23 protein-coding genes are annotated in these 26,734 nt (G+C 62.7%); 15 read left to right on the top strand and 8 right to left on the bottom strand.

The window, feature by feature from the left end:
* Window positions 1–25 precede the first annotated feature (25 nt).
* Window positions 26–2,359 (bottom strand): RNA-binding transcriptional accessory protein, encoded by a 2,334-nt coding sequence (locus IPM89_11675; protein ID QQS53529.1) that lies wholly within the window; start codon window positions 2,357–2,359, stop codon window positions 26–28.
* 330 nt (window positions 2,360–2,689) lie between these two features.
* On the opposite strand from IPM89_11675, the gene IPM89_11670 reads away from it, so the two are divergent.
* The 5 genes from IPM89_11670 (at window position 2,690) to IPM89_11650 (ending at window position 9,471) form a co-directional block, all read left to right on the top strand.
* Window positions 2,690–2,986: a DUF4212 domain-containing protein gene (locus tag IPM89_11670; protein ID QQS53528.1), complete on the top strand. Its 297-nt coding sequence runs from the start codon at window positions 2,690–2,692 to the stop codon at window positions 2,984–2,986.
* Window positions 2,983–5,145, top strand: a complete 2,163-nt coding sequence (locus tag IPM89_11665) for a cation acetate symporter (GenBank protein QQS53527.1) — start codon at window positions 2,983–2,985, stop codon at window positions 5,143–5,145. Before IPM89_11670 ends, IPM89_11665 begins: the two co-directional genes overlap by 4 nt.
* A gap of 65 nt (window positions 5,146–5,210) precedes the next feature.
* Window positions 5,211–5,789: a YIP1 family protein gene (locus IPM89_11660; protein ID QQS53526.1), complete on the top strand. Its 579-nt coding sequence runs from the start codon at window positions 5,211–5,213 to the stop codon at window positions 5,787–5,789.
* 49 nt (window positions 5,790–5,838) lie between these two features.
* Window positions 5,839–7,302, top strand: coding sequence for a CBS domain-containing protein (locus IPM89_11655; GenBank protein ID QQS53525.1), 1,464 nt, complete (start codon window positions 5,839–5,841; stop codon window positions 7,300–7,302).
* A 45-nt stretch (window positions 7,303–7,347) separates the two neighbouring features.
* Window positions 7,348–9,471: a PAS domain-containing protein gene (locus tag IPM89_11650; protein QQS53524.1), complete on the top strand. Its 2,124-nt coding sequence runs from the start codon at window positions 7,348–7,350 to the stop codon at window positions 9,469–9,471.
* A gap of 105 nt (window positions 9,472–9,576) precedes the next feature.
* Here the strand turns inward: IPM89_11650 and rraA are convergent, their stop codons facing one another.
* The 4 genes from rraA to IPM89_11630 form a co-directional block, all read right to left on the bottom strand.
* On the bottom strand, window positions 9,577–10,056 hold the full coding sequence (gene rraA / locus IPM89_11645) for a ribonuclease E activity regulator RraA (protein ID QQS53523.1): 480 nt from the start codon (window positions 10,054–10,056) through the stop codon (window positions 9,577–9,579).
* A 61-nt stretch (window positions 10,057–10,117) separates the two neighbouring features.
* The gene (locus IPM89_11640) at window positions 10,118–11,137 is read right to left on the bottom strand and encodes a peptidoglycan -binding protein (GenBank protein QQS53522.1); all 1,020 of its coding nucleotides are present in this window, start codon (window positions 11,135–11,137) and stop codon (window positions 10,118–10,120) included.
* On the bottom strand, window positions 11,121–12,209 hold the full coding sequence (locus IPM89_11635) for a hypothetical protein (protein QQS53521.1): 1,089 nt from the start codon (window positions 12,207–12,209) through the stop codon (window positions 11,121–11,123). Before IPM89_11635 ends, IPM89_11640 begins: the two co-directional genes overlap by 17 nt.
* Before the next feature lie 87 nt (window positions 12,210–12,296).
* The gene (locus IPM89_11630) at window positions 12,297–12,902 is read right to left on the bottom strand and encodes a nitroreductase family protein (GenBank protein QQS53520.1); all 606 of its coding nucleotides are present in this window, start codon (window positions 12,900–12,902) and stop codon (window positions 12,297–12,299) included.
* A gap of 127 nt (window positions 12,903–13,029) precedes the next feature.
* Between IPM89_11630 and IPM89_11625 the strand changes: the two genes are divergently transcribed.
* The 3 genes from IPM89_11625 to IPM89_11615 all read left to right on the top strand — a co-directional run bounded on the left by IPM89_11625 (window position 13,030) and on the right by IPM89_11615 (window position 16,895).
* Entirely contained in the window at window positions 13,030–13,488 is a 459-nt protein-coding gene (locus IPM89_11625; GenBank protein ID QQS53519.1) for a YiiD C-terminal domain-containing protein, read from the top strand.
* Window positions 13,489–13,513: 25 nt separating this feature from the next.
* Window positions 13,514–15,256 (top strand): aminodeoxychorismate synthase component I, encoded by a 1,743-nt coding sequence (pabB, locus tag IPM89_11620; protein QQS53518.1) that lies wholly within the window; start codon window positions 13,514–13,516, stop codon window positions 15,254–15,256.
* 121 nt (window positions 15,257–15,377) lie between these two features.
* Complete coding sequence (locus tag IPM89_11615) at window positions 15,378–16,895, top strand: FMN-binding glutamate synthase family protein (protein ID QQS53517.1); 1,518 nt, start codon at window positions 15,378–15,380, stop codon at window positions 16,893–16,895.
* A gap of 17 nt (window positions 16,896–16,912) precedes the next feature.
* On the opposite strand, the gene IPM89_11610 is transcribed toward IPM89_11615, so the two are convergent.
* The gene (locus IPM89_11610) at window positions 16,913–17,062 is read right to left on the bottom strand and encodes a hypothetical protein (protein ID QQS53516.1); all 150 of its coding nucleotides are present in this window, start codon (window positions 17,060–17,062) and stop codon (window positions 16,913–16,915) included.
* Entirely contained in the window at window positions 17,059–17,955 is an 897-nt protein-coding gene (locus tag IPM89_11605; GenBank protein QQS55894.1) for a phosphoribosylaminoimidazolesuccinocarboxamide synthase, read from the bottom strand. Before IPM89_11605 ends, IPM89_11610 begins: the two co-directional genes overlap by 4 nt.
* Window positions 17,956–18,102: 147 nt before the next feature.
* On the opposite strand from IPM89_11605, the gene IPM89_11600 reads away from it, so the two are divergent.
* Window positions 18,103–18,765, top strand: coding sequence for an energy-coupling factor ABC transporter permease (locus IPM89_11600; protein ID QQS53515.1), 663 nt, complete (start codon window positions 18,103–18,105; stop codon window positions 18,763–18,765).
* A 72-nt stretch (window positions 18,766–18,837) separates the two neighbouring features.
* Window positions 18,838–19,680 carry a co-chaperone DjlA gene (gene djlA / locus IPM89_11595; protein ID QQS53514.1) on the top strand — a complete coding sequence of 281 codons (843 nt, stop codon included), beginning with the start codon at window positions 18,838–18,840 and terminating at the stop codon, window positions 19,678–19,680.
* 48 nt (window positions 19,681–19,728) lie between these two features.
* On the opposite strand, the gene radC is transcribed toward djlA, so the two are convergent.
* Complete coding sequence (gene radC / locus IPM89_11590) at window positions 19,729–20,403, bottom strand: DNA repair protein RadC (GenBank protein ID QQS53513.1); 675 nt, start codon at window positions 20,401–20,403, stop codon at window positions 19,729–19,731.
* A gap of 505 nt (window positions 20,404–20,908) precedes the next feature.
* Between radC and coaBC the strand changes: the two genes are divergently transcribed.
* The 5 genes from coaBC (at window position 20,909) to IPM89_11565 (ending at window position 26,680) form a co-directional block, all read left to right on the top strand.
* Window positions 20,909–22,192 (top strand): bifunctional phosphopantothenoylcysteine decarboxylase/phosphopantothenate--cysteine ligase CoaBC, encoded by a 1,284-nt coding sequence (gene coaBC / locus IPM89_11585; protein ID QQS55893.1) that lies wholly within the window; start codon window positions 20,909–20,911, stop codon window positions 22,190–22,192.
* A 36-nt stretch (window positions 22,193–22,228) separates the two neighbouring features.
* Window positions 22,229–22,690 (top strand): dUTP diphosphatase, encoded by a 462-nt coding sequence (gene dut / locus IPM89_11580; GenBank protein QQS53512.1) that lies wholly within the window; start codon window positions 22,229–22,231, stop codon window positions 22,688–22,690.
* A gap of 9 nt (window positions 22,691–22,699) precedes the next feature.
* Entirely contained in the window at window positions 22,700–24,073 is a 1,374-nt protein-coding gene (locus IPM89_11575; protein QQS53511.1) for a phosphomannomutase/phosphoglucomutase, read from the top strand.
* A 39-nt stretch (window positions 24,074–24,112) separates the two neighbouring features.
* The gene (argB, locus tag IPM89_11570) at window positions 24,113–25,006 is read left to right on the top strand and encodes an acetylglutamate kinase (GenBank protein QQS53510.1); all 894 of its coding nucleotides are present in this window, start codon (window positions 24,113–24,115) and stop codon (window positions 25,004–25,006) included.
* Window positions 25,007–25,624: 618 nt separating this feature from the next.
* Window positions 25,625–26,680 (top strand): site-specific integrase, encoded by a 1,056-nt coding sequence (locus tag IPM89_11565; protein QQS53509.1) that lies wholly within the window; start codon window positions 25,625–25,627, stop codon window positions 26,678–26,680.
* Window positions 26,681–26,734 lie beyond the last annotated feature (54 nt).

The following is a 26,734-nucleotide window of genomic DNA, read 5'->3' as shown; positions in this document are numbered from 1 at the left end:
CCGCGCCGGCGGTTCACCACCGGCGTCACTTGTCCCGTCGCGCGCGGGCAAACGCCTCGGCCAAGGCACCCGGACGATTTTCCGGCGGCGGCTCCTGACGGTCGCGACCGCTGGAGCGGTCCTTGCGCGGCCGATTCCGCTCGCGGGCGGCGGGCGGCGCGGCGGCGGGTACCTGGCGATCCTGCTCGCCGGCAAGCGGTTGACTCAGGCGCAGGGTCAGGGCGATGCGCCGTCGCTCCAGATCCACCTCCAACACCTTGACCTTCACCACCTGACCGACCTTGACCACCTCGCGCGGATCTTTTACAAAGCGGTCCGCCAGCGCCGACACATGTGCCAGCCCGTCCTGATGCACACCGATATCGATGAACGCGCCGAAGTTGGCAACATTGGTCACCACCCCTTCCAGCACCATCCCCGGCTGTAAATCGGCCAGCTTTTCCACACCCTCCTGGAACGTGGCGGTCTTGAACTCGGGCCGGGGATCGCGCCCCGGTTTTTCCAGTTCCGCCAGAATGTCGCGCACGGTCGGCAAGCCAAAGCGCTCATCGGTAAAGCGGGCCGGCTCCAGCGTCTTGAGAAAGGCGGCGTTGCCCAGCACCTCGTGCAAGCCACGCCCGCTGCCGGCGAGGATGCGTTCGACCAGCGGATAGGCTTCCGGGTGGACGGCGGAACGGTCCAGCGGATTGTCGCCATTGAGAATCCGCAGAAAACCGGCGGCCTGTTCGAAGGTTTTGTCGCCCAACCGGGAAATTTTCAGCAACTGTTCCCGCCGCCGGAACGGGCCGTTGGCGTCGCGATGCTCGACGATGTTGCGGGCCAGCGCCGCGTTCAGCCCGGCCACCCGCGCCAACAACGGCGCCGAGGCGGTATTCACGTCCACGCCGACCGCGTTGACGCAATCCTCGACCACCGCATCCAGGCTCCGTGCCAGCCGGGTTTGTCCGACGTCGTGTTGATACTGGCCCACGCCAATGGCTTTCGGTTCAATCTTGACCAGCTCCGCCAACGGGTCTTGCAGGCGGCGGGCGATGGACACCGCCCCGCGCAAGGACACGTCCACCTCGGGAAACTCCCGCGCCGCCAGCTCCGAGGCGGAATAGACCGAAGCCCCGGCTTCCGACACCATCAGTTTTTGCAGACGCAGTTCGGGATGGCGTTGCATCAACTCGGTCGCCAATCGGTCGGTTTCGCGCGAGGCGGTGCCGTTGCCGATGCTGAGCAACTCCACCTTGTGCCGGCGGCACAGTTCCGCCAGCGCGTGCAGGCTCTCGTCCCACTGCTTGCGCGGGGCATGGGGATAAATGGTCGCGGTATCCACCAACTTGCCGGTGACGTCCACCACCGCCACCTTGACCCCGGTGCGCAGTCCGGGGTCCAGCCCCAAGGTCGGCCGGGCACCGGCCGGCGCGGCCAGCAGCAGATCGCGCAAATTACTGGCGAATACTCGAATTGCCTCTTCCTCGGCGGCTTCGCGCACGCGTTGCTTCAATTCGGTCTCCAGATGCGACAGCAGCTTAACCTTCCAGGCCCAGCGAGTGGTTTCTCGCAGCCAGCCATCGGCGGGCCGGCCCTCGTCACGAATGCCAAAATGAGCGGCGACCCGCCGCTCGCCGGGGTCGGGTCCAGGGGCTTCGGGATCGCCGATTTCCAGCGTCATCTGCAATATCCCTTCATTGCGGCCCCGGAACAACGCCAGGGCGCGATGAGAGGGAACCTGCCGGAGCGCTTCCCGGTAGTCGAAGTAGTCGCGAAACTTGGCGCCTTCCTCAGTCTTGCCTTCAAGCAGTTGCGAATGCAGCACCGCGTTGTCCCATAGATACTCGCGCAACTCGGCCAGCAATTCGGCGCTCTCGGCGAACTCCTCCATCAGAATCTGCCGTGCCCCATCCAATGCCGCCTTGACATCGGCCACGCCACGCTCGACATCCACGAAGCCAGCGGCAACCTGCTCGGGCGTCTGTGTGGGGTCGGCCAGCAGGCCGTGAGCCAGCGGCGCCAGTCCGGCTTCGCGGGCGATTTGCGCCTTGGTGCGGCGCTTGGGCTTGTAAGGTAGATACAGGTCCTCCAGCCGGGTCTTGGTGTCGGCGGCGAGGAGGGCGGTTTCCAGTTCAGCGCTCAATTGCCCCTGTTCACGGATGCTGGTCAGGATGACGCCGCGCCGGTCCTCCAACTCCCGCAGGTAGCCGAGCCGTTCTTCCAGCAGGCGCAGTTGGGTATCGTCCAGCCCACCGGTGGCTTCCTTGCGGTAGCGGGCGACGAAGGGCACGGTGGCGCCGCCATCCAGCAGGGTGACGGCGGCTTCGATCTGGCTTTCCCGGACGGCGAGTTCGCGGGCGAGAGTGGCGACAAGGGTCATGGGGATGAATCGTTGGCTCTGTGTGGTGGGAGGCGAAGCACTTGTAAGACATCGCCGCTCTGCTTTCAAGAGTTCGCTTTGGCGCAGATCCTCTCGGCGGCCCTGCTGGCGTCGCGCGGGCGTGGGTCCATCCCCAGATCCATCCAGAATCGATGCGGCACAGAGGGGCAATCTCCGCCACCAACGGCGGATTTAAGAAACATTCGGGTCAAAATATACATTTTTCGTTCTATTCTGTGTTGGTGGGCGCATCCAAGTGGGGCAAAACGGTCAGCCTCGGAGCGCCGCAATGCGACAAAAACATGACAATAACCTCGTGAGGAAAAGCGAATGACGAATGACGAGCGAATGCATGATGCCTATAAAAAACAGTGTCGAACGACACTGATTGCTTTTGTGGTGGTCACCTTGATGACCCACATTTTCCCCATGTATTTCTTGTTCCCCGAACTGAACAAGATGACGATCTTTGGGTTTCCAGCCGACTACTGGCTGACCATTGTCATCGGCTGGCTGGTGCTGATCCCGGTTTTCTGGATCTACATCCAGATCAGCGAAAAAGTTGACCAGGAAATCAACGATTCCAGCAGCGGAGCAGCGGACAGCTCGCCAGGAGGCAACCCATGAGCCGGTTTCTAGCGCTGATAGCCCTGTTCCTGCCCGCGCTGGCTCTTGCGCAAGCTGAGGAACCCAAGTACTACGTCTTCGAACCGTCAGCAACGGTCTCGACGCTCGGCATCATCTACACCCTGCTGATGATCGGCTCCTTCCTCTATGTCGGTTGGCTGTCGAAGAAACGGGTTGCGTCCAGCGACGATTACTTTACCGCGGGCCGCAGTATTGGCCCGCTCGCGAACGGCTTGGCCATGAGTTCCAACTACATGAGTCTGGCCACCTTCCTGGGTTTTACCGCCCTGCTGTGGAAGATGCAGTATTACGTCGTGGCGCTGGTGATGAGCTTCACCGGCGGCTTCGTATTGATTTCGGTTGCGCTGGCGCCCGCATTGCGCCGTTGGGGCAAGTTTACCAGCATGCAGTTTATCGGCGAGCGCTTCGGGCGGACCGCCAAGGTGGTTGCCGTGATCTGCATGATCTTCCTGGCCCAGCTCTATTTGATTGGCCAGATGAAAGGTGTCGGCAACGTCTTCCAGGTGATGTTCCACTGGGATTACACGACCGGATTGATCGTCGGTGGCCTGGTCGTCACGGCTTACGTCACCATCGGCGGCATGTACGGCCTGTCCTACAACCAGACCTTGCAGGCCATCATCATGATCATTGCGCTGTACGTACCGGCGGTGATCATCCTGCTGAAGATCGGCGCCGGTCCGGCCAGCTTCTTCCCACCGTTCGGCTACGCTGACCTGGTGCCGCAGATGAATGAGGTCATGGCCTCCTATTTTAATCCGTTCCTCACCGTGAACGGCACCGTGCCGATGAGTTTCAAGTTCTATTGTGGCGTGTTCTTCTCTATTGCCTGCGGGACCATGGGCTTGCCGCATATCGCCATGCGCTATTTTACGGCGCCTTCGATTCGCGACGCCAAGATGTCAACCTTATGGGGCACCTTCTTCGTTGGCCTGGTGTTTTTCACCACCTTTGCCATCGGCTTCGCCGCCAAGCTCTACACCGTGAATGAGTTGAATGCCCAAGGTCTGCAAATCCAGGCGAAAGAGGCGGACCTGCTGATCGTCGTGATGAGTCAGGCGTTGACGCCGGGCTGGATCGCGGCGATGCCGGTGGCTGGTGCGCTGGCAGCGGGTTTTTCGACCATCGGTGGTCTGCTGATGGTGATTGGCTCTGGCCTCGGCAGCGACATCTACGAAACGATCAACCCAAAAGCCGAGGATAAGAGCAAGGTCAAGATGGGTTACATCTTCACCGCGCTGGGTGGCCTGGCCACCATCGGTCTGGCACTCAATCCCCCGGATTTTCTGCTAACCAGCGTGATCTGGGCCTTTATCGTAGCGGCCTCGACCTTCACCCCGGTGCTGGTTCTCGGCATCTGGTGGAAAGGCGCCAACAAAGCGGGCGCGATCGCCGGTCTGCTCGTCGGTGGTATCCTGTCCGGCGTCCTGTTTTTCAGCAAGGGCAAACTGGGCGATTTCACGCTGATTGACGCGGGACCCATCGTGCATTTGGTCACCGGTATCTTCACCATGTCGGCGGCCTGGTTCACGATTGTCGTCGTCAGCCTGCTAACCGGTGGCGAAAAGAACGAGAAGGTACTGCGTGAGATCGATCGTATTCACGGTTGGCAGAACTATGATTCCAAACGCTATAGCAGCAACACCTTCGCTTTGGTGACCGCTGCCCTTGCCTTGGCGCTCATGATCTGGTCAGCCATGCCTGATCCGACTTACGCCAAGCCAGTGGAAGCGCCGGCCGCTGCCGCGCCAGCCGCCCCGGCGCCGGTGGTAGATGCAGCAGCAAAAGCCGCAACTGATGCAACAGAAGCCGTAAAAGCAGCAGCAGGAACAGCAGCCGACGCAGCAAGCAATGCGGCAGACGCGGCAGCCGATGCAACAACCGATGCGGCGGACGCGGCAACCGACGCGGCAGCCGATGCGGCAGACGCGGCAGCCGATGCGGCAACCGATGCGGCAGACGCGGCAGCCGATGCGGCGGACGCGGCAGCCGATGCAACAACCGATGCGGCGGACGCGGCAGCCGATGCGGCAGACGCGGCAACCGACGCAGTAACCAATGCGGCCGAAGCCCCAGCGGCCGAAGCCCCAGCGGCCGAATCGGCTCCGGCTGCTCAACCGGCTTCTGGTCAACAGTAGCCGTTAACACTCTCCCTAAGATTCCCTCCCCCCTTGTGGGGGAGGGTTAGGGTGGGGGGTAGAAATTGCCTATTCTCGATATTTTTCTCCTACAGCCACAAGCTTGCATACACGCTTGTGAAAATCGGCGCGCTCCACTTTGGATCAGCGCCTTTATCATCCTGGTCGGGGTGATTTACGGCATTCTGGTCGCCCTGCTGCAACGCTCTATCGGCGGCGAGTTGAAAGGCATCCCGGTCACAAATATTCCGTTCTGGGTTCTGATGCTGGGTAACATTCTGCCCGGTGTTCTGATCACAATCATGATCCATATCGGCATCATGCTGGTGGCTTGGCTCATGGCCAAGGCATTAGGCGGTCGGGGTGAACTAGGTCTGCTCTACCGGGCGGGCGGCTATTTATTGCCGTTGACCCTGCCGGCATTGCCAGCAGTGGCGTTCACGGTCGCCGTGACGACCACGACTGCTCATTCTGCTGGACCGATACCACTGATCTATCAAACGCTGGCCGTTTTCGGCGCGGCCTTGTTTCTCGCAGGTCTCTACCAAGTGTTTCGCATCACCCAAAACTTCCCGTCCACCCGCGCCCTGTTTGCCGTTGCTCTATTCGCCGCCTTCTCGGTTTCGATCCTGAGTCTGGCTTGATACCCTAGCCGTCCATTCAGGCGCGTTTGGCGGCTGCGGAGGGAGCGGGGTGCGATCTCAAACGGCGATTTTCAGCAAACTGGTTCGCGACTTCATGCGCGACCGTCCGCCGACGGTGCTGTCGGGCACGAGCTGTGCCGAAGCCGTCCAGCAGATGTTCGGCGACCACCTGTCCAGCGTGGTCGTCACCGACGCCAGCGGGCGCCTGCTCGGTCTTCTCACCGAACAGGACGTGACCCGGCGAATCGCGTTCCAGGTTCCTCCCGAAACCCCCGTCGATCAAGTGATGACCCGCCGGGTGTTGACCATTCCCGCCGGCGAGTATCTCTACCACGCCATCGGCCGGATGCGGCGTTACAACCTGCGCCACTTGCCGGTGCTGGACGAAAACCACACCGTGGTCGGCATCCTCGATCTGTACGATGCCCTGTCGGCGGCGTCCGAACAGATGGTGCAGCAAATCGATTTGATCACGCACGAGGGCACGCTCGAAGGGCTCAAACAGGTCAAGACCGCCCAGGTCGAACTGGCCGCCGAACTGCTGGACGACGGTCTGCCGGCACCCGAAATTCAAGCCCTGCTGACCCATATCAACAATGACATCTACCGACGCGTGACCGATCTATGCATCGCCGGTCTTGATGCCGAGGGCTGGGGCAAGCCGCCGGTCGATTTCTCGGTCATCGTCATGGGTTCGGGCGGTCGGGGCGAGAATTTCATCGGCCCCGACCAGGACAATGGTTTCATCATCGAGGACTACCCCGACGAAGAGCACAACCGCATCGACGGCTATTTCATGGAGCTGGCGAGCCGACTGGTCGCCAGCCTCGACACGGTCGGCCTGCCGCTGTGCCGCGGTTATTGCATGGCGGTCAATCCGATGTGGCGCAAGACCCTGTCGCAGTGGTTCCGACAACTGGATGGCTGGGGACGCAAGCGCAATCGGATCGCCCTCCAGTTATCCGATATCTTTTTCGATTTCCAGCCGGTGTGGGGACATCGCCACGAACTGGCGGGTCGCCTGCGCGGCCATGTCACGACGATGCTGCGCGAAGATCGCGCGTTTTTACGGGCGATGTACGAGGAAACCAGCGACCACAATGTTGGTCTCGGGCTGTTCGGCGGCTTCGTCACCGAAAAGGAAGACCCCTATTATCGCGGCCAGATTAACCTCAAGCATCACGCCCTGCTGCCTTTGGTGGAGGGCGCGCGGCTGTTCAGTCTCCGTGAAGGCGTGGAGCAAACCGGGACGCTAGCGCGGATCGATGCCCTGCACAATCTCGGCATTCTTGACGCCACCGAACGCGAAGATCTCAAAGGCAGTTTCGTCCAAATCACCAATCTATTATTGAGTCAGCAGATCGCTGATTTCCGCACAGCCAGGAAAATCACCTACTTCGTCCATCCCGATAGTCTGTCCAAGCGAGCCAAGGAACATCTGGCGGACGCCATGAAGGCTATTGACCGGTTACGTGACCGAGTCCGTGCCGAGCTGGCCGGCCATCTGTCCTGATCGGCGCCAGTGCCGGCGTCCTGAACAACGAAACCCAACGAATCCATGAAACTGCGACTTGTTTTTGCGCTGGTATTCGCCGCCATCACTCTCACCGCGCTGGCGGCGGTCACGACCGCACTGTGGCTGGCATTCGCCGAGCTGGTCCGGAGCGGCAAGCTGGCGGCGAGCTTCGAACCCTGGAGCTATCTGATGCACTACGCGGCCGTCGCCGGCTTCTTTCTGATCGCCGCAATCGCCGCCGCCTGGTTTTTCTGCGATCAACTGGTGGCGGCGCCCCTGACCAGCCTGACCCGCGGCCTGCTCACCACCCTGCACGCCAATCCCGATCATGAAATCCAGTACGCCGGACCGAGCCAGTTGGGGCCGTTGTTTCAGGCCGTCAATGAACTGACCCGGCGTCTCGCCGCCCACCACCGCGAACTGCTTCAGGCCATGACCACCGCCACCGCGCGGGTCGAGGAGCAGAAAAGCCGGCTGGAAGCCATCCTGATGGACTTACAGGAAGGGGTGGTGGTGTGCAATCTCAACAATCAGGTGCTGCTGTACAATCAATTGGCTCTAAAAATCCTGCACGTCACCGGTGAACTCGGGCTCGGTCGCCCGTTGTTCACCGTGGTAACCCGCGAACCGGTTTCCAATGCCTTCCGCCGCCTGCGCCTGCGTGTGGCCGAAGGCCGCCACCACCAGCACCCGATGGGTATCACCACGCGCTTCGTCTGTGCCACCACCGACAGCCAGCATACCCTGCATGCCCAGATGACCCTGATTCTCGGCACTGAGGAATCGCCCACCGGCTATGTCATTACCTTCAACGACATCACCGAGGATCTGGCGGCGCTGGGCAAGCGCGACCGTCTGCTGCGCGAAGCCACCGAGGGTTTGCGGGCACCGATCGCCAACCTGCGCGCGGCGGCGGAGATGCAGGCCGCCAATCCGGACATGGATAGGGCCGCGCACCGCACCTTCGATGAAGTGGTATTCAAGGAGAGTACCGCGCTGAGCGAGACGGTGAACCGCCTGTGCCACGAGTATCGCGACGTGATCACCGGCTACTGGCCGATGAGCGATGATCTGTCCGCCACTCTGTTGGAGTTGGTGGCGCAGCGGCTGAAAGAAACCTCGGACATCGCGGTCACCGTGGTCCACCTGCCGCAGTGGCTGCACGGCGACAGCCATTCGGTCATTCTGCTGCATGAGTATCTGGTCCGCCGCATCAGCGCCCAGACCGGCGGCAAGGTCTTCGACATCGGCGCCGAGGCCGGGCCGCGCCAAATCTATATCGACACCGTCTGGCGCGGCGAACCAGTGCCGGCGGCCGTGCTCGACGGCTGGCTGGACGCTGTCCTGCCAGGTGCCCCTGGCGGCCTCACCGTGCGCGACGTGCTCGACCATCACCAGAGCGAGATCTGGAGCGACCGCCCCGGCGATGGATGGGCCCGGGTTCGGGTGCCGCTGCCGCCGGCTCGTGGCATGCACATGGCCAGTGAACTGCCGCCGCGGCCGGAGTTCTACGATTTCAGCCTGTTGCAGCAGACGGCGCCGGGCGGCGATCTGGCCGAACGGCCGCTCAAGTCGCTCGATTACGTGGTGTTCGATCTGGAAACCACCGGGCTCAAGCCCTCGGAGGGCGACGAGATCGTTTCCATCGCCGGGGTGCGCATCGTCAATGGCCGCATTCTTACCGGTGAGACTTTTGATCGTCTGGTCAATCCCGGCCGTCTCGTTCCCAAGGACTCCACCCGCTTCCACGGCATCACCGACGACATGGTCCAGGGCAAGCCACCCGCGCATCTGGTGTTGCCCCAGTTTCGCCAGTTCGCCGGCGATGCCGTGCTGGTCGCGCACAACGCCGCGTTCGACCTGAAGTTTCTCAAGTTGAAGGAAGCGGAAAGCGGTGTCGTCTTCGATAACCCGGTGCTCGATACCCTGCTGCTATCGGTGTTCCTCCACGACCACGCGCTGGAACATAGTCTGGATGCCATCGCCGAGCGCTTCGGGGTGCGGGTATCGGGCCGCCACACCGCGCTGGGCGATGCTCTGGTGACCGCCGGGGTCTTCGTGCGCATGTTGGAATTGCTGGAAGATATGGAAATCATGACCCTGGGGCAGGCTGTCGCCGCCGCCTCGACCATCGTCGAGGTGCGAGCGCGACAGCGGCAGTTCTGAGCCCAACCCGCCCACGGCAATTCCACGGCACCACCGGCCCCTAAAAAATAATGAAGGAGAGGACCGGCCGGCCCTCCCCTCCATCATCCTCAAACCAGGGAAATTTCAGAACAACGGTTCTTCCGCCACCAGCAAACCATCCTCGTCGGCGTAGACATAGTGGCCCGGCAGGAAAGTCACGCCGGCAAAGCGCACCGGAATATCCCGCTCGCCGATACCGCGTTTGACGCTCTTGAGCGGATGCACGCCCAGCGCCTTGACGCCGATGCCGATTTCGGCGATGGCGGCGGAATCGCGGATGCCGCCGTTCACCACCACACCGGCCCAGTCGTTTTCCTCGGCCATTTCGGCGAGCTGGTCGCCCAGCAGCGCGCAGCGTATCGAGCCGCCGCCGTCCACCACCAACACCCGGCCTTCGCCCGGCTCTTTCAGCGCGGCGCGAACCAGGGAATTATCCTCGAACACCTTCAGGGTCACGATGGGGCCACAGAACATCACCTCGCCGCCGTAATCGCCGAAGATCGGCTCGGCGATTTGCAGGCGATCGGAAAATTCATCGCACAGGTCGGTCGTCTTGAAGTCCATGGGGGCTACTCTCGCGGATTGGGAACAGGGGTTTTGAAGTTTACCCTACTTATTTTACGCCTTAACGGCTGGTGATCTTCAACTCAATGCGGCGGTTGCGGCGGTACGCCTCCGGGTTGTCCGCCGGATCGATCGGGTGATATTCCGCCATGCCGACCGCCGCCAGCCGCTGCGGCGGGATACCCTGCTGGATCAGATAGTTCACCACTTCCTGCGCCCTCGCGGTGGACAACTCCCAGTTGGAGGGAAAACGACCGCGGATCGGCACCCGGTCGGTATGACCCTGTACTTCGATGATCACTGGCAAATCCGGTGGCAAGCGGGCGGCCAACTGCTGGTAAACCATGGCGAATTTATCCAGGTCGCCGCGCCCTCCCGGCGACAGCGCGGCCTCGCCGGAGGGAAACAGCACCTCGGACTGAAACACGAAGCGATCGCCCACTACCTTGATGTCCGGATTGCCGGCAAAGACCTCGCGCAGCCGGCCGAAGAAGTCGCTGGCGTATTTCTCCAATTCCTCGACCCGCTCCAGCAAGCGCTTCTTGAGCGCGCTGTCCAGCGCCTCGATCCGGCCCTTCTGCTGGACGATGACGGCATCACGTTGCGCCAGTTCGTCCTGGTTGGCCGCCAGGGCTTGGTTGAGCCGCTCCAGTTCGTTGGCCAGCCGTTCGGCCCGGGCGCTGAGTAGCGCCGCCAGGTCCTGGGCACCAGCCGCCGCCTGTTCCGCCTTGCTTTTATCGACGCTCAGCGCCGACTGCGCCATTCGCAGCGCCGCCAATTCGTTGCGCAGTTGCGCCAACAGCGCGTCCCGCGCGCCGACCGTGCTTTCCAGACCCTGGACTCGTCCGCGCAGCTGCTTCGCTTCCTGTTCGGCGTCGCCGGCCAAGCCTTCCAGGTGCTCGACGATTCGTTGTAATTGGCCGATGGCGGTGTCCTTGCCCATCATCTCGCGACCGATCAGTACCTCGCTGACCACAAACACGGTGATCAGGAAGATCAGCACCATCACCAGTCCGCCCAGCGCATCGGTGAAAGCAGGCCAAATATTGATATCGCCAAGCGTGTCACGTCTGCGGGGCATGAGTATCCTCGTCCCGCTGAACGGTAGTCATCGGCTGCTGCGCCAGCAGACGGGCGATAGTGCGCAGTTCGTGCCGCAGATCGGCGGTGCGGTCGTTTTCGATATCCCGCAAGGTCGCCCGCAGGGACTCGATCCGCTCGCCCAGGCTGGCGATTTGCTCCGCGACCCGGGTGATGCCCTCGCCGCGGTTGGCCAGATACTCGGTGGTCGCCGCCACCCGCTCCAGCCGGTCGGTGGTGGCTTGCAGCAGGGCCGCCAGATGGCGCGGTGAAATGGTTTCGGTGCTGGCGGTGACCGTGACCACCGGCTGCCACAGCGGCACCAGATCGCTAACCACCAGCGCCTCCATCTGGGCATGGTGGTGGTTCTGGGCATGGAGCAGTTGCAATTCCAGAAAGCTCAGCGCCAGCGCCGCCAGCAGGCCGAACATCGAGGACGAAAACGAGGTACCCATGCCGCCCAGCGGCGCGGCCAGCCGATCCTTGAAGCTGGCGATCAAGGTCATGGTGTCGGCCGCCTTATCGGTGGACAGACCGCCGATCACGTCGCGTACTCCGGCGATGGTCAGCAGCAGGCCGTAGAAGGTGCCGATCAAACCCAGCAGCACCAGCGCCCCAACCAGATAGCGCACCAGCGCCCGCTGGTCGTCGCCCCGGGTGGCCAGCGAATCCAGCAGATACGGCAAGGTCGCGGCGGCGTCGCCGTGGCTGATGACCCGATGAATCTTGCGCAGAAAATCGCCCACTCCACGGCCGATATTCTCCAGCAGGGCCTGGTTGGCCTCGGTGTGGGACCATTCCCGGCGGCGGGCCTTCAGCGCCATGGCGGCGGCCCGTTCGGCGGCGCGGACCTCCCCCAGCGTGTCCGCCAGCGCCTTGAAGGTGTAGAACACTCCGAACAAAAACACCGCCGCGACGGTGCCGTTCAAATAGGGGTTGGTCATGAAGGCGGCAGCCAGCGGGCGCTGGAAAAACACCCCTAGCGCCGCCAGCGCGACCAGAAACAGTACGGAACGAAGCAGATATCGGCTAGCGCCCCGGGCGGAGCGCTGATCGGACAGGGTCTTGGGCATCGGCTATCCATCGTCTCCCGAACACGGGAGCGCACTCTACATGAATCGGATCAACGAGGGTACGACCGCCGGATGCGGTAAGGGTTTCTACGCCTGAAAGCCATGGCCCCAGCGACCGGCGAAGGCGATCCGGTCGAGTGGCTTGCGCGTTCTGGGCGCCAGTTCCCGCTCGCGCAACGGGTCCGGGAGGCTGTCGGCGGGCGCCGGATGGCCAACCGCGATCATCGCCATGCAGGCGTGATCGGCGGGGATGGCGAACGCAGCCTTGGCCTGGTCGGCATCGAAACCGCCCATCTGGTGCGCCACCAGACCCAGCGCCGCGGCTTGCAAGCAGAGATTTTCGCTGGCGGCGCCGGTGTCGTGCTGCCCCCAGCGGTTCGGTTTGTTGTTGTGGCCGAAGTTCGGCGCCGCCACCGACAACAGCAGTATCGGTGCATTTTTGACCCAGCTTCGGTTGCCCTCGGCCAGGCATTCGAACGCGCTTTGCCAGCCGGTGGCATCGTGAAACCGATCCCAAACCAAATAACGCCACGGTTCGTCGCCGAAGCAGGACGGCGCCCAACGCGCCGCTTCCAGCAACGCCAGTAGATTCTCGCGGCTGACCGGCTGATCGGCGGCGATGGCGCGGGGGCTCCAGCGGCGGGCGATGAGATCGGCAATGGGGTGCTGGGTGACGGCGGGTTTTTCGAGCATGAGGAGGCATCTCCCGGTTGTTGGTTATTGCAAGGCTCTATAAAGGACCACGCCGAACCGGAAAAAAGCGAAAATACCGGCGCATTTTCTTGCGAACCGTTCATTCCATTCGACCACGGGGGCCGTCATGTCCTACCTGCAGGAAATCAACGACTATCTCAACCACCACGTCCCGCTGTTTGGGGCCATGCAGGCCCGGCTGGAACGCTGCGACGATTCCGGGTTGGCGATGACCGCGCCACTGGCGCCGAACATCAACGACAAGGGCATCGCCTTCGGCGGCTCGATGGCGGCCATCGCCGCGCTCACCGGCTGGGCGCTGACCCGCTCTACCCTGGATCAGCACAGCGAGAACGCCGAGATCGTGATCACCGACAGCACCTTGAAGTTCCTGAAACCGCTGCGGGAAGACATCGTGACCGAATGCGCCCGGCCGGACCCGGCCACCACCGAAAAATTCCTGCAAAGCCTTCGCCAGCGCGGCAAGGCCCGCTGGGCGGTCGAGGTGATCATCCGCTCCGGTGGCGAAGCGGTGATGACCTTCAGCGGACAATACGGTGCCTATCGGCCTGAAAAATCGGCTTGAATCACCTCTGACGGCGGGAAACGGCATGATCGGCGATGCTTTCATCCAGGATGGCCCTCGCGGGCTGCGGTTCACCGCGCCGGCGCATGTGGTGGTCGCCATGCGGCCGGATGAAGTCATCCCGGCGCTGCAAGCCCTCGAAACCGCTGTCAACCAGCACGGCCTGACCGCCGCCGGCTTCATCACCTACGAAGCCGCCGCCGCCTATGGTCTGGCCGTCCACGCCCCGCTGCCGGACCTGCCGCTGCTGTGGTTTGGCCTGTATGAACGCATGGAAATCCTCGCTGCTTGGGCGACGGAATGGGCCGATCCACCGTCCTCCGCGTCCTACATGGTGGGTTCCTGGCAACCCGCCCTCGACCGCGCCGCCCATGCAACGATCATCCGCCGCATCAAGGATTACCTGGCCCGTGGCCATAGCTATCAGGTCAACCATACCTTTCCGCTCCAGGCCACGTTCGCGGGCGACCCGTGGCCGTTCTTCGTCGATCTGGCGACGGCGCAGCAGGGGGAGTACGCCGCTTTTATCGACACCGGCCGGTTTGCGGTCTGCTCGGCCTCGCCGGAACTGTTTTTTCAACTGGATGGCGAGCGCTTGACCACGCAACCGATGAAGGGTACGGCGACGCGCGGACGGACCTTGGCGGAAGACGAGGCGCGGATGGCCGATCTGCGGCAATCCGTCAAAAACCGGGCCGAAAACCTGATGATCGTGGACATGCTGCGTAACGATCTGGGCCGGGTGGCCGAAACCGGCAGCGTGGCCGTGCCCCGCTTGTTCGCGGTCGAGCGCTACCCCACCCTGCTGCAAATGACTTCCACCGTCACCGCCCGCACCCGGGCCTCGGTGGTGGAGATTCTGGCCAGCCTGTTTCCCTGCGCCTCGATCACCGGCGCGCCCAAGGTGCGCACCATGCAAATCATTCGGGAACTGGAACCGCAACCGCGTGGCGTGTACACCGGGGCCATCGGCTGGATCGGCCCGAAGCGGCGGGCGCGCTTCAATGTCGCCATTCGCACGGCGCTGATCGACCGCGAGCAGCGGCGGGCGCGCTACAGCGTGGGCGGTGGCGTGGTCTGGGATTCCGATGCCGGCGACGAGTACGCGGAATGCTTGCTCAAGGCCCGTGTGCTGACTGCGCGGCAACCCCAGTTTCAATTGCTGGAAGCGCTGCTGTGGGAACCGGGCGATGGCTATTTCCTGCTGGAAACGCATCTGGCGCGGTTGGCGGATACCGCGCTTTACTTCAAGGTCCCGCTCGACCGGCCCGCCGTCGAGGCCCGGCTAAGCGAATTGGCGACGACTTTAAATGCGGCGAGCAAAATCCGGCTGCTGGTCAATCGGAACGGCGCATTCACGCTGGAGGTGGTCACACTGACACAGGAGACATCTCCGCCACCGGTGCGAATCGGTCTGGCCCAGGCACCCGTCGATTCCAACGTGATCTGGCTGTATCACAAAACCACTCGGCGCGAGATATACGACGACGCCCGCGCGTCCCGACCGGATTGCGATGAGGTCATCCTGTGGAACGAACGCGGGGAGCTGACCGAGGCCAGCACGGCGAATCTGGTGCTGGACCTGGACGGCGAACGACTCACCCCGCCGGTGGCGAGCGGTCTATTGGCGGGTACGTTTCGCGATTGGCTGCTCGCTGCCGGCCACATTCGGGAGCACGTTCTGACCCCCACCGACCTGCGCACGGCCCGGCATATTTATCTGGTCAACTCGGTGCGCAAATGGCGGATGGCCGTGCTCGTTGGCTGAATTGTGCCGTTCACTTTGCCTTGTCGATCTCGTCCAGAAGAACAGAATCTTCCCAGCCATCGGGCAAGCGCGGCGCTAGAATAGCGGTCGCGGCACGCGCTTGCCGACCCGGAGATTTGCCATGGTTACCTTCGATCTACCCGGCTTTATCACCACGTTTCTGGCCGTGATGGCGGCTTTGTTCGTTTTCGCCATCGGCGTTGGCATCCTGCTGGTCGCCGTGCTTTACATCATCGACATCACCCAGACTCAACATGCCATTCGTCGCAATTTCCCGGTGATCGGGCGGTTGCGCTACCGGCTGGAGCATCTGGGCGTGTTTTTCCGCCAGTATTTCTCCGCCATGGATCGGGAGGAGATGCCGTTCAATCGGGCGCAACGCGCCTGGGTCTACCGGGCGGCGAAAAATCTGGACAACACCCAGCCGTTTGGCTCCACCCGCGATCTGCGCCCGCCGGGCGCCGTCCTGTTCGCCAACGCCGCCTTTCCCGCGCTCGATACCGAACCGGCGACAGCCGAGCCGCGGGTCATCGGCCCGGATTGCCCCCAGCCATATGCGGCGCCCAGCTTTTTCAACATCTCGGCCATGAGCTACGGCGCGATTTCTCAACCGGCGGTACGCGCGCTGTCGAGAGGAGCGCGACAAGCCGGTTGTTGGCTCAACACCGGTGAGGGCGGTTTGTCCCCCTACCATCTGGAAGGCAACGCCGACCTGGTGTTCCAGATCGGGACCGCGAGATACGGGGTGTGCGACCAGTGGGGTGCTCTGGACGAAAATAAACTGCGCGCGGTAGCCGCCCATTCTCAGGTCCGCCTGTTCGAGATCAAGCTGAGCCAAGGGGCAAAACCGGGCAAGGGTGGCATCCTGCCCGCAGTCAAGGTCACGCCGGAAATCGCCGCCATCCGCGGCATTCCGCTCGGCCAGGATTCGCGCAGTCCCAATCGTCATCCCGACATCGCCGACGCGGCGGCGCTACTGGATTTCGTCGCTCGGGTTCGCGTCATCACCGGCAAGCCCACCGGCTTTAAGCTGGTGATCGGCGATCCACGCTGGTTCGACGATCTGTGCCAGACGATCCTCCGTCGAGGACCGGCCAGTGCCCCCGATTTTATCACCGTGGACAGTGCCGACGGTGGCACCGGCGCGGCACCGATGAGTTTGCTCGATTATGTGGGTTTGCCGATTCAGGAAAGCTTGCCGCTGGTGGTGGACAAGTTGAGCGAATACGGCCTGCGCGAGCGGGTCCGGGTGATCGCTGCCGGCAAGCTGATCAATCCCGGCGAAGTGGCCTGGGCGCTGTGCGTGGGCGCCGATTTCGTGAACTCGGCGCGTGGTTTCCTGTTCGCGCTGGGCTGCATTCAGTCCATGCAGTGCGACAAGAACACTTGCCCGGCCGGGATCACCACTCACAACCCCCGGTTGCAACGCGGGTTGGACCCGACGGACAAGGCCGAACGGGTGCGACATTACGCGGAGAACTTGCGCCGCGAGGTGGCAATCATCGCCCATGCCTGCGGCGCGGCAAATCCCCGGCAACTACGACGCGAGCATTGCCGGATCGTGGTCGGCCCCGGTCGCTCGGCGCCGCTGGACGAACTGTATCGCCCGGCGCCAGTTCGGTGCTTGGACGCCACTTGAACCGCTCCTTGTCCAAATTAACCGCCTTCTTGTGACAAAGAAACATCGCTGCCGAAACGAGTATTTCCGATCTGGAGACCAATCTGACACATGTCGCCGATGGATTTCTTCTTCTCCATCCACTGATCCCATACCTGTTGATTAGGAGTAGGGAACGCGTCGCTCACACCGACTCCGTCAAGCGTTCCAGCGCCTCGCGATATTTGGCGACGGTGCGCTCGACAATCTCCGGCGGCAACTCCGGCCCCGGCGGCTGTTTATCCCAGTCCAGCGTTTCCAGGTAGTCGCGCACGAATTGCTTGTCGAAGCTGGGCGGGTTGACGCCCGGTCGATATTGATCCGCCGGCCAGAACCGTGAGGAATCGGGGGTTAACGCTTCGTCCATCAGTACCAGTTGCCCGCCCTCGTCCAGGCCGAATTCGAACTTGGTGTCGGCAATGATGATGCCGCGCGCCAAGGCATACTCCGCCGCTTCCCGGTACAGTCGCAGGCTGACCGCCCGCACCCGCTCCGCCAGCTCCGCGCCGATTTCCCCGACAACATGCTCAAAGCTCACGTTCTCGTCGTGCGCGCCCAGCGCCGCCTTGGTGGATGGGGCGAAAATCGGTTCCGGCAACCGTTCCGCCAATTGCAAGCCCGCCGGCAACGGGATGCCGCACACTCGACCATCGTACTGGTAATCCTTCCAACCGGAACCGATCAGATAGCCGCGCACGATAGCTTCGACCGGCAAGCCCTTCAATCGCCGCGCCACCACCGCCCGGCCCGCGACCGCCGCCCGTTCGGCCGGATCGGGCAGCGCCTGTTCCAGCGTCAGGCTGGCCAGTTGCAAGTGGTTGGGCACGAGGTGACGGGTGCGGTCAAACCAGAAATTGGATACCGCCGTCAGCACCGCGCCCTTGCCGGGAATCCGGGTGGGTAAAATCACGTCAAAGGCGGAAAGCCGGTCGCTGGCCACCATCAGCAGGTGCCGATCGTCAGCCGCGTACAGATCGCGGACCTTGCCGCGATAGATCAGCGGCAGACGGTGAAGCTCGGGCGAGGCGGCGACAGCGGACATAAGCATGCAACTCCTGCGGCTGGGGAAAGAATCGGCGCGGCGCATTGTAACCGTCCGGCCGGCGGCGGAAAATGCGATTGTCCACCCGCGCTCGCCCAACTGACGTTTCGCAAGGCCCCCGATCCACCGCCACGGTACCCTGCCGCCATGAACATCAACGACGATTTACTGCCCACCGACCTGCTGTTCTTCGCCAACTTCATTTGGCTGCTGGTCGGCGTGCAGGCTCTGCGGTCGGCGCCGTGGCGGCTGTTTCTGGCGAACAACCGGTTGCAACATGTATTCATGGGCGCTTCGGTGGCGTTGTTCCTGATGTGGATCTTCGAGGTGGGGGTGCGGCCGGCTCTCGGTTTTCACTTCCTGGGCGTAACCGTGTACACCCTGATGTTCGGCTGGTCGCTGGGCACGATCGGCGTCAGTCTGATCACGGTGGCGGTGACGACGATCAGCGGCGACTGGTCGGCGCTGGCCGCCAATGCCCTGCTGTTGGGCGTACTGCCGGTCTCGACCAGTTATGGGATCTATTATTTGGTTCACCGCTACCTTCCCCACCACCTCTTCGTTTATATTTTCCTGTGCGGCTTTTTCAACGCCATGCTGGCCGCCGGCGTGGTGGTACTGGCGCTGGTGTTGCTGCTGGTCACGGCCGAGGTTTATTCCTTCGCCCGCATCAGCCGCGATTATCTACCGTTCGTGCCGCTTTACCTGTTCCCGGAGGGCATGCTCAACGGCATGGTCATCACCGCGCTGATCGGGCTGCGGCCCGACTGGTTGAAAACCTACGACGACGAAACCTATCTCGCTCATTGATGCGGGAACGGGAACCTCGCTGTAACCCGGTTATCTCGACCCCGCACATTCGAAGAGGCATTTGAATCCAAGGTGTTTGGCAAATTGTTCGGCGGAACATTCGGCTTCATGGTGGGCGGGCCGGTGGGCGCGCTGCTGGGCGCGGCGGTCGGCCATAATTTCGATCAGGCTCAATCGCGGGGCAAGCGCGCAACCGTCCCCCCCGAGCGCGGCAACACCCAGGAACACATTCAAAACACTTTCCACTCGACCGCGTTCCAGCTCATGGGCCACATCGCCAAGGCGGACGGTCGGGTTTCGGATCGGGAAATCGCCACGGCCCGCGCCATCATGGATCGCCTGCGGCTCAACGCCGGCCAGCGCCAGGCCGCGATCGACGCCTTCACCACGGGCAAACAGCCGGATTTCCACCTGGATGCGGTACTGGAAGCGTTCCAGCGCGCCTGCCGTGGCCGTCCGGCGCTCCTGCAACAACTGCTGGAGCTGCTACTGAACGTTGCCTATGCCGACGAAAGCCTGCATCCGCACGCTCATACCCGGCTGCTGTACATCACCGACCGCCTGGGCATCCACCGCTTGCAATTCGAGGCGCTGCACGCCCTGTTTCGCGCCCAGCGCTGGGCACAGCGGCCAAACCAGGACGGTGGTGGCGAAACGCACGACCACCGGCAGGCGCACAATCGGCGTTCCACCACCGCCGTCGGCTCGCTGACCCAAGCCTATGCCGTGCTGGGGCTACAGCGCGAGGCCAGCCCCGACGCGATCAAACTGGCCTATCGCCGCCTGCTCAAACAGCATCATCCCGACAAACTGGCGGGCCGCAACGCCTCGCTGGCCGAACTGGCGCTCGCCACCGAAAAAACCCGCGAACTGACCGCCGCCTACGACCGCATCCGGGAAGCGCGCGGTTTCTAATCCGCCCGACGCGAACAGGATGACCGGCGCCATCCAGGCTACCGGTTGCTAGAGAACTCCCCGCTCGGCCAGCGAAACCACCTGTCCGTCGCCGATGACGATGTGATCGAGCAGGCGAACATCGACCAGGGCCAGCGCTTCCCTCAGGCGCACGGTAATCATTTCGTCGGCGCGGCTGGGTTCGGCGATCCCGGACGGATGGTTGTGTGCCACGATCGCCGCCGCCGCGTTATGGTGCAGCGCCCGTTTCACCACCTGCCGGGGATGTACGGCGGAACTGTCGATGGTGCCGAAGAACAACTCTTCGTATTGGATGACCCGGTTCTTGTTATCCAGAAACAGGCAGGCGAACACCTCGTGCGGGTGGTGGCGCATGCGGGCCAGCAGATACCGGCGGGTATCCGCCACACCCTGGATGGCATCGCCACGCTGCAGGGTCTCCTCCAAATAGCGCCGCGCCAGTTCCAGCACCGCCTGCAACTGCACGTACTTGGCCGGCCCCAGCCCCGGCGTTGCGCAAAACCCCGCCTGATCCAGCTCCAATAACTTACGCAAAGTTTCATGCTGCTTGAGCATGTCCCGCGCCAGATCCACCGCGCTGCGACCCGGTATGCCGATCCGTAGAAAAATCGCCAGTAGCTCGGCGTCGGACAAGGCGGCGGCTCCACGCCGCAGCAGCTTCTCCCGTGGACGCTCCTCATCGGGCCAATCGCGAATGGACATCGCCGCATACCCCTTTTTCGATTGATGACGCCAAGCATGGCCACTCGACTCGAACAGATCAAGACACTGTGACACTTCCCCGATGGCCGCCGGTCGCGCCGCGAAAACGGCGTATTGCCCTGAAATCGGGCACGCGTCCCACCAAAAGCACCGCCATGAAGCGAGTGTGCCCTTTCATGTCGGTCGAAAACCGCGTTTCTGGATTAGTGAATAATTTATTATTTTTTATAAACAATAAGATATAAAAGTTGGCAATCAGTTTGCTAGCACTATAGCCGTGGATTCGTGCTCGTCGGCCTCTTCAGGTTCGACCAGCGCGGGTTCCAGGCGGCTAACGGGGGCCGCCGTCGCGGACTATGGCGTCCAACCATGTATCGTCGCACGTTGCGTGGTTGGACGCCCTTTTTATCCCCCTTGCTTGAACCCTGCTCCCTCCTGCTTCTGTACCTGTTCAAGCTGCGCTAAGCTTGCCGCGATTTCCCCAATCGCGCGGAGTTTCGCCATGCTGCAACCTCTGGCCAAGAAACGTATTTTACTGGGCGTCACCGGCGGTATCGCCGCCTACAAGAGCGCCGACCTGACCCGCCGACTGCGCGAGGCGGGCGCCGAGGCGCAGGTCGCCATGACGCCCGCCGCCACCGCCTTCGTCGCCCCCCTGACCTTTCAGGCGGTATCCGGCCAACCAGTGCGGGTCGATTTGCTCGACACTCAGGCCGAAGCCGGCATGGGCCATATCGAATTGGCGCGCTGGGCCGATCTGATCCTCATCGCGCCGGCCACCGCCGACTTCATCGCCCGACTGGCCCACGGCATGGCCAACGACTTGCTCAGCACGCTGTGTCTGGCCACCGACCAGCCGATTGCGGTCGCGCCGGCGATGAATCGGCTGATGTGGCAAAACGTCGCGACCCAGGATAACTGCCGGCTATTGGCGCGGCGCGGCGTACACATCTGGGGGCCGGGAGTCGGCGAACAGGCTTGCGGCGAAATCGGCGCCGGACGAATGCTGGAGTCGGTGGAATTGTGCGCTCATGTCATCGAACTGCTCGGTGTCCGGGAAAGCATGGCCGAAATCCGCTCGGAGCCTCTCGTCGTGGAGCCGGCGACCGCGCCGCTCGCGCCCCATGACCTGCAAGGGCTAAGCGTGTTGATCACCGCCGGCCCGACCCGCGAGGCACTCGATCCGGTGCGCTTCATCAGCAACCGCAGCAGCGGGAAAATGGGCTTTGCCGTGGCCGAAGCAGCGGCGCTGGGGGGTGCTCGGGTGCTACTGGTCAGCGGCCCGGTGAATCTCGAAACTCCGCCCGGCGTCGAGCGGATCGACGTGGACAGCGCACTCGAAATGCACGAAGCGGTGATGCGGCATGTCCACGATGCGGACATCTTCATCGCCACCGCCGCCGTCGCCGATTATCGCGCCGCCAGTCCGGCCGAGCAGAAGATCAAGAAGACTCACGATACCCTGTGCCTGGAGCTGGTGCGCAACCCGGACATTCTGGCGGAGGTCGCCGCCTTGCGCTCGCACCGACCGTTCACGGTCGGCTTCGCCGCCGAAACCCACGACGTGCTGCGCTACGCCGAGGACAAGCGCCGCCGCAAGAATCTGGATTTGATCGCCGCCAATCAGGTCGGCATGGCCGGCAGCGGCTTCGAGAGCGCGCAAAACGAATTACATGTGCTGTGGGAAGGCGGGGAACGGCTGCTGCCACTGGCCGACAAGACCCTGCTTGGGCAACAACTGATCGCACTGATCGCGGAACGTTATCGCGGCTGGAAGGGAGAGCGCTGAACTGTTAGCCTGCCGACAACCTTGGAGTGTCTGATTGTGAGCCATCGCGCCATCGAACTGAAAATCCTCGATCCCCGTTTGGATCGGGACATTCCCCTGCCCGCTTACGCCACCACCGGCTCGGCGGGATTGGACCTGCGCGCTTGCCTGACGGAACCGCTGACGGTCCATCCGGGCGAAACCCATTTGATTCCCACCGGCCTGGCCATTCACATCGCCGACCCCGGCCTGGCGGCGATGGTGCTGCCACGTTCCGGTCTCGGCCACAAACACGGCATCGTGCTGGGCAACCTGGTCGGTCTGATCGACAGCGATTATCAGGGCGAACTGCTGGTCTCGTGCTGGAATCGGGGCCACGCCCCGTTCACCATCGACATCGGCGAGCGCATCGCCCAGTTAATCATCGTGCCGGTGGTGCGGGCCGAATTCGCCATCGTCCCCGAATTCACCCCCAGCACGCGCGGCACCGGTGGTTTCGGCCATTCCGGGCGGCATTGATCCTCGCGCATGATCCAAACCATCTTCCGGGAGTACGACATCCGTGGCGTGGTGGGCCGCGATCTGACTCCCGAGGGGGTGCGACTCATCGGCCAGGCGGTGGGCAGCCTCGCCGCCGAGCGAGGCGAAATCCAGGTGATCGTCGGCCGCGACGGGCGGCTGTCCAGCCCTGTCCTGTGCGAGGCCCTCAAGGCCGGTATCCGCGCCGCCGGGCTGGATGTACTGGATCTGGGTACGGTTTCGACTCCGCTGCTGTACTACGCCACCCACACCCTCGACATCAGCCATGCCGGGGTCATGGTCACCGGCAGCCACAATCCGGCGCCGTACAACGGGCTGAAGATCGTGATCGACAGGATCGCCCTGCACGGCGAGGTGATCCGCGACCTGCGCCGCCGCATCGAGGCCGGCGACCTGCGCCGCGGCCATGGCCGTGAAGGGTTCGCCGACATCCGCGCCGATTACATCCGGCGGATCAGCGACACGCTGCGCCTGTCCAAACCCTGCAAGGTGGTGGTGGACTGCGGCAACGCGGTCGCCGGCTATACCGCGCCGCCCCTGCTGCGCGCGCTGGGCTGCGAGGTGATGGAGCTGTACTGCGAGGTGGACGGGCGCTTTCCGCACCACCACCCCGACCCCAGCGTGCCGGAGAACCTGATCGACCTGCAAACGGCGGTGCGGGCGCACGGCGCCGATCTGGGGCTGGCCTTCGACGGCGACGCCGACCGGCTGGGCGTGATCACCAGCACCGGCGATATCGTCTGGCCGGATCATGTGCTGATGCCGCTGGCCGAGGACGTGCTGGCCCAGCATCCCGGCGCGGCCATCGTGTACGACATCAAGTCTTCCCAGTACCTGACCCGGCTGATCGAAGGTCTGGGCGGCCAAGCGATCCTGTGGAAAACCGGTCATTCGCTGATCAAGGCCAAGATGCGCGAAACCGGCGCGCTGCTGGGCGGCGAACTGGCCGGTCATTTCGTTCATGCCGATGCCTGGTTCGGCTTCGACGACGCGTTCTACGCCGCGGCCCGGTTACTGCGGTTGCTAGTCCGGCAGCCGCTATCCAGCGCCGAATTCTTCGCCACCTACCCGACCGGCCTCAATACGCCGGACCTGCGGCTGGACATGGCCGAGGGCGAGCCGTTCGCGTTCATGGCCCGGCTGGCGGCCCAGGCCGATTTTGGCCCGGACGCGCGAACCATTACCCTGGACGGGCTGCGGGTGGAATTCCCGCACGGCTGGGGGCTGGTGCGCGCCTCCAACACCACGCCCAGTCTGACGCTGCGTTTCGAGGCAGACGATCCGACCGCCATGACCGACATTCAGGATCGGTTCCGCCAGCAACTGCTGGCCTTGCAATCCGATTTAGCCCTACCCTTCTGATTTCTTCGTTTCCCATCGTTTTTAGAGGTTGATCCCCGCATGGCTTTAGACGCCCAGGCCGCCACCCAGGTGGCGCACGTTCTCACCGAATCGCTGCCCTACATCCGCCGTTTCGCCGGCAAGACCTTCGTGATCAAGTACGGCGGCCACGCCATGGAAAACGAGCATCTAAAAAACGGTTTCGCCCGCGACATCGTGCTGATGAAGCTGGTCGGCTTCAATCCGGTGGTGGTGCATGGCGGCGGCCCGCAGATCAGCGAACTGCTCAAGCGCATCGGCAAGGAAAGCCGCTTCGTGGACGGAATGCGCGTCACCGACAGCGAAACCATGGATGTGGTGGAGATGGTGTTGGGCGGGCTGGTCAATAAGGAGATCGTCAACAACATCAACCGCCACGGCGGTTGCGCGGTGGGCCTGACCGGCAAGGACGGCGATCTGATTCACGCCCGTAAACTGACCATCACCCGCAAGAGTCCCGATCTGGAAGCGCCGGAAATCGTCGACATCGGCCATGTTGGCGAAGTCGCCAGCATCGATAAATCCATCGTCGAGACGCTGACCCACGGTAACTTCATCCCGGTGATCGCGCCGATTGGGGTCGGTCCGGATGGACAGTCCTACAACATCAACGCCGATCTGGTCGCCGGCAAGATGGCCGAGGTGCTGCACGCGGAGAAACTGATTCTGCTCACCGACACCACCGGGGTACTGGACCAGGAGGGCCACCTACTGACCGGCCTGGATGCCCACCAGGTACAAACGCTGATCGACGACGGCACCATCCACGGCGGCATGTTGCCGAAGATCGGCTGCGCGCTGGAAGCGGTGCGCGCTGGGGTCAAGGCGGCGCACATCATCGACGGTCGGATCGAGCACGCGGTACTGGTGGAATTGTTTACCGACGCCGGCATCGGTACCTTGATTCGGGGGTAGGTGGACTACCACCCCAAGCGCTGGAAGGCCCAGGGCGCGGCCGCGATCCAGGGCGGCGGCAGGCTCCAGACGCGGCCAAGCCCCAGATGTCGATCCCGAACAGAATCACTCCCGTCAGGCTGGGCCTCTGGTGGGCGGCCTAAATTTGGTGGGCCCTGTAGGATTCGAACCTACAACCAAGGGATTATGAGTCCCAAAAAATTCATTGGGACACCTTGATTAATTTGATATTTTTACAAAAATCTCAATAAGTTGCATAAACTGCAACAAGTGGCGACTATCAGAAATAACGCCATTATTCGTGGTTAAGTGGACAACCGGTGGACAACAGCGCGTCTATCATGCCCAGGGGTGGCCCTGTCTATCCCCGCCAAGCGGACCCGGAAGCCATCCTATCTGCCCCGGAATTTCGATAGTTTTTATTTACCGTAGCAGTGTTCAATAGGGTGTGGATTTGTATAGATGGACTTTTAGTGGACAATATCCGGGGTTTGAATTTTTAACACCATACAAAATAACGATTTTTTTCATAAAATCATGGGATAGTAAATCCCCTGTTGTCATTTATCGCCGCTTAACGTAGGCTTTCGCCATGGGTTGAACCTTGGAGGAACGGCGGTGGCGACTTTCGACAAACACACTTCGAACAACGGCAAAATCACGCATCGGGTACGCATCCGCATGAAGGGTTGCCCGTTGCAAACCGCCAGCTTCGACCGGCTCACGGATGCCCGACGCTGGGCGCAACAAACCGAGTCGGCGATTCGGGAAGGGCGCTACTTCAAGACCCGCGAAGCGCAACGCCACACCCTGGCGGAACTGATTGGCCGCTACATTGCGGACGTGCTCCCCAGCCAGAAAGATAGCGTCCATCGACAACGACAATTGGCCTGGTGGCGCGAACAGTTGGGCGCCTACGCCTTGGCCGACCTAGCCCCGCCCCTGATTGCCGAGTATCGAGACAGGCTAGCGGCTGGATTCCCTGGCGATACGCCCCGATCCCCAGCAACGGTGGTTCGCTACCTGGCGGCGCTCTCACACTGCCTAACCATCGGGGTGAAGGAATACCGGTGGTTGGATGATTCGCCCATGCGGAAAGTCACGAAACCCCGCGAGCCACGCGGGCGCGTTCGCTTCCTGTCGGATGAGGAACGCGCGGCCCTGCTCTCCGCATGTGAAGCCAGCCCGAACCCCTACCTGTTCCCCGTGGTGGTGCTTGCCTTGTCTACCGGAATGCGGGCGGGCGAAATCATGGCGCTGGAATGGCGCGATGTTGACTTGCAACGCGGCTGGCTCACCTTGCGTGAGACGAAGAACGGCGAACGGCGCGGCGTTCCGCTGGCGGGCAAGGCCCTGGAACTCTTGAAGCAACATGGCAAGGTGCGGCGGCTGGATACCCCGCTGCTGTTCCCCGGCAACAACCCCGGCAAGCCGGTGGATTTGCGCGCGCCCTGGCTGGCGGCCCTGAAGCGGGCGGGCATCGAAGATTTCCGCTTTCACGACCTGCGACACTCAGCAGCCAGTTATCTCGCCATGAACGGCGCCAGCCTGAACGAGATTGCGGCGGTGTTGGGGCATAAAACCCTGTCCATGGTTCAACGCTATGCCCATCTATCGGAGTCGCACAAGTCGGGCGTGGTGGAACGGATGAACGCGGCGATATTTGGCGCGTAGGCGGCCGGCGGCGTGCGGGCAGGCAAGGTGAAGTGAAGTGAGTAAGGAGAAGGG

This window comes from Candidatus Competibacteraceae bacterium (assembly GCA_016699715.1).
Classification (GTDB): Bacteria; Pseudomonadota; Gammaproteobacteria; order Competibacterales; family Competibacteraceae; genus Competibacter.
This window is presented reverse-complemented; position numbering and strand designations above follow the sequence as displayed.

What these genes read in the sequence shown, in the direction of transcription:
- IPM89_11670 (QQS53528.1), top strand. Translation starts at nt 2,690, where the DNA reads ATGACGAATGACGAGCGAATGCATGATGCCTATAAAAAACAGTGTCGA.
- rraA (QQS53523.1), bottom strand. Translation starts at nt 10,056, where the DNA reads ATGGACTTCAAGACGACCGACCTGTGCGATGAATTTTCCGATCGCCTG.
- IPM89_11630 (QQS53520.1), bottom strand. Translation starts at nt 12,902, where the DNA reads ATGCTCGAAAAACCCGCCGTCACCCAGCACCCCATTGCCGATCTCATC.
- IPM89_11650 (QQS53524.1), top strand. Translation starts at nt 7,348, where the DNA reads ATGAAACTGCGACTTGTTTTTGCGCTGGTATTCGCCGCCATCACTCTC.
- IPM89_11665 (QQS53527.1), top strand. Translation starts at nt 2,983, where the DNA reads ATGAGCCGGTTTCTAGCGCTGATAGCCCTGTTCCTGCCCGCGCTGGCT.
- IPM89_11635 (QQS53521.1), bottom strand. Translation starts at nt 12,209, where the DNA reads ATGCCCAAGACCCTGTCCGATCAGCGCTCCGCCCGGGGCGCTAGCCGA.
- radC (QQS53513.1), bottom strand. Translation starts at nt 20,403, where the DNA reads ATGTCCATTCGCGATTGGCCCGATGAGGAGCGTCCACGGGAGAAGCTG.
- IPM89_11600 (QQS53515.1), top strand. Translation starts at nt 18,103, where the DNA reads ATGAACATCAACGACGATTTACTGCCCACCGACCTGCTGTTCTTCGCC.
- argB (QQS53510.1), top strand. Translation starts at nt 24,113, where the DNA reads ATGGCTTTAGACGCCCAGGCCGCCACCCAGGTGGCGCACGTTCTCACC.
- IPM89_11605 (QQS55894.1), bottom strand. Translation starts at nt 17,955, where the DNA reads ATGTCCGCTGTCGCCGCCTCGCCCGAGCTTCACCGTCTGCCGCTGATC.
- IPM89_11575 (QQS53511.1), top strand. Translation starts at nt 22,700, where the DNA reads ATGATCCAAACCATCTTCCGGGAGTACGACATCCGTGGCGTGGTGGGC.
- IPM89_11615 (QQS53517.1), top strand. Translation starts at nt 15,378, where the DNA reads ATGGTTACCTTCGATCTACCCGGCTTTATCACCACGTTTCTGGCCGTG.
- IPM89_11675 (QQS53529.1), bottom strand. Translation starts at nt 2,359, where the DNA reads ATGACCCTTGTCGCCACTCTCGCCCGCGAACTCGCCGTCCGGGAAAGC.
- IPM89_11640 (QQS53522.1), bottom strand. Translation starts at nt 11,137, where the DNA reads ATGCCCCGCAGACGTGACACGCTTGGCGATATCAATATTTGGCCTGCT.
- IPM89_11625 (QQS53519.1), top strand. Translation starts at nt 13,030, where the DNA reads ATGTCCTACCTGCAGGAAATCAACGACTATCTCAACCACCACGTCCCG.
- pabB (QQS53518.1), top strand. Translation starts at nt 13,514, where the DNA reads ATGATCGGCGATGCTTTCATCCAGGATGGCCCTCGCGGGCTGCGGTTC.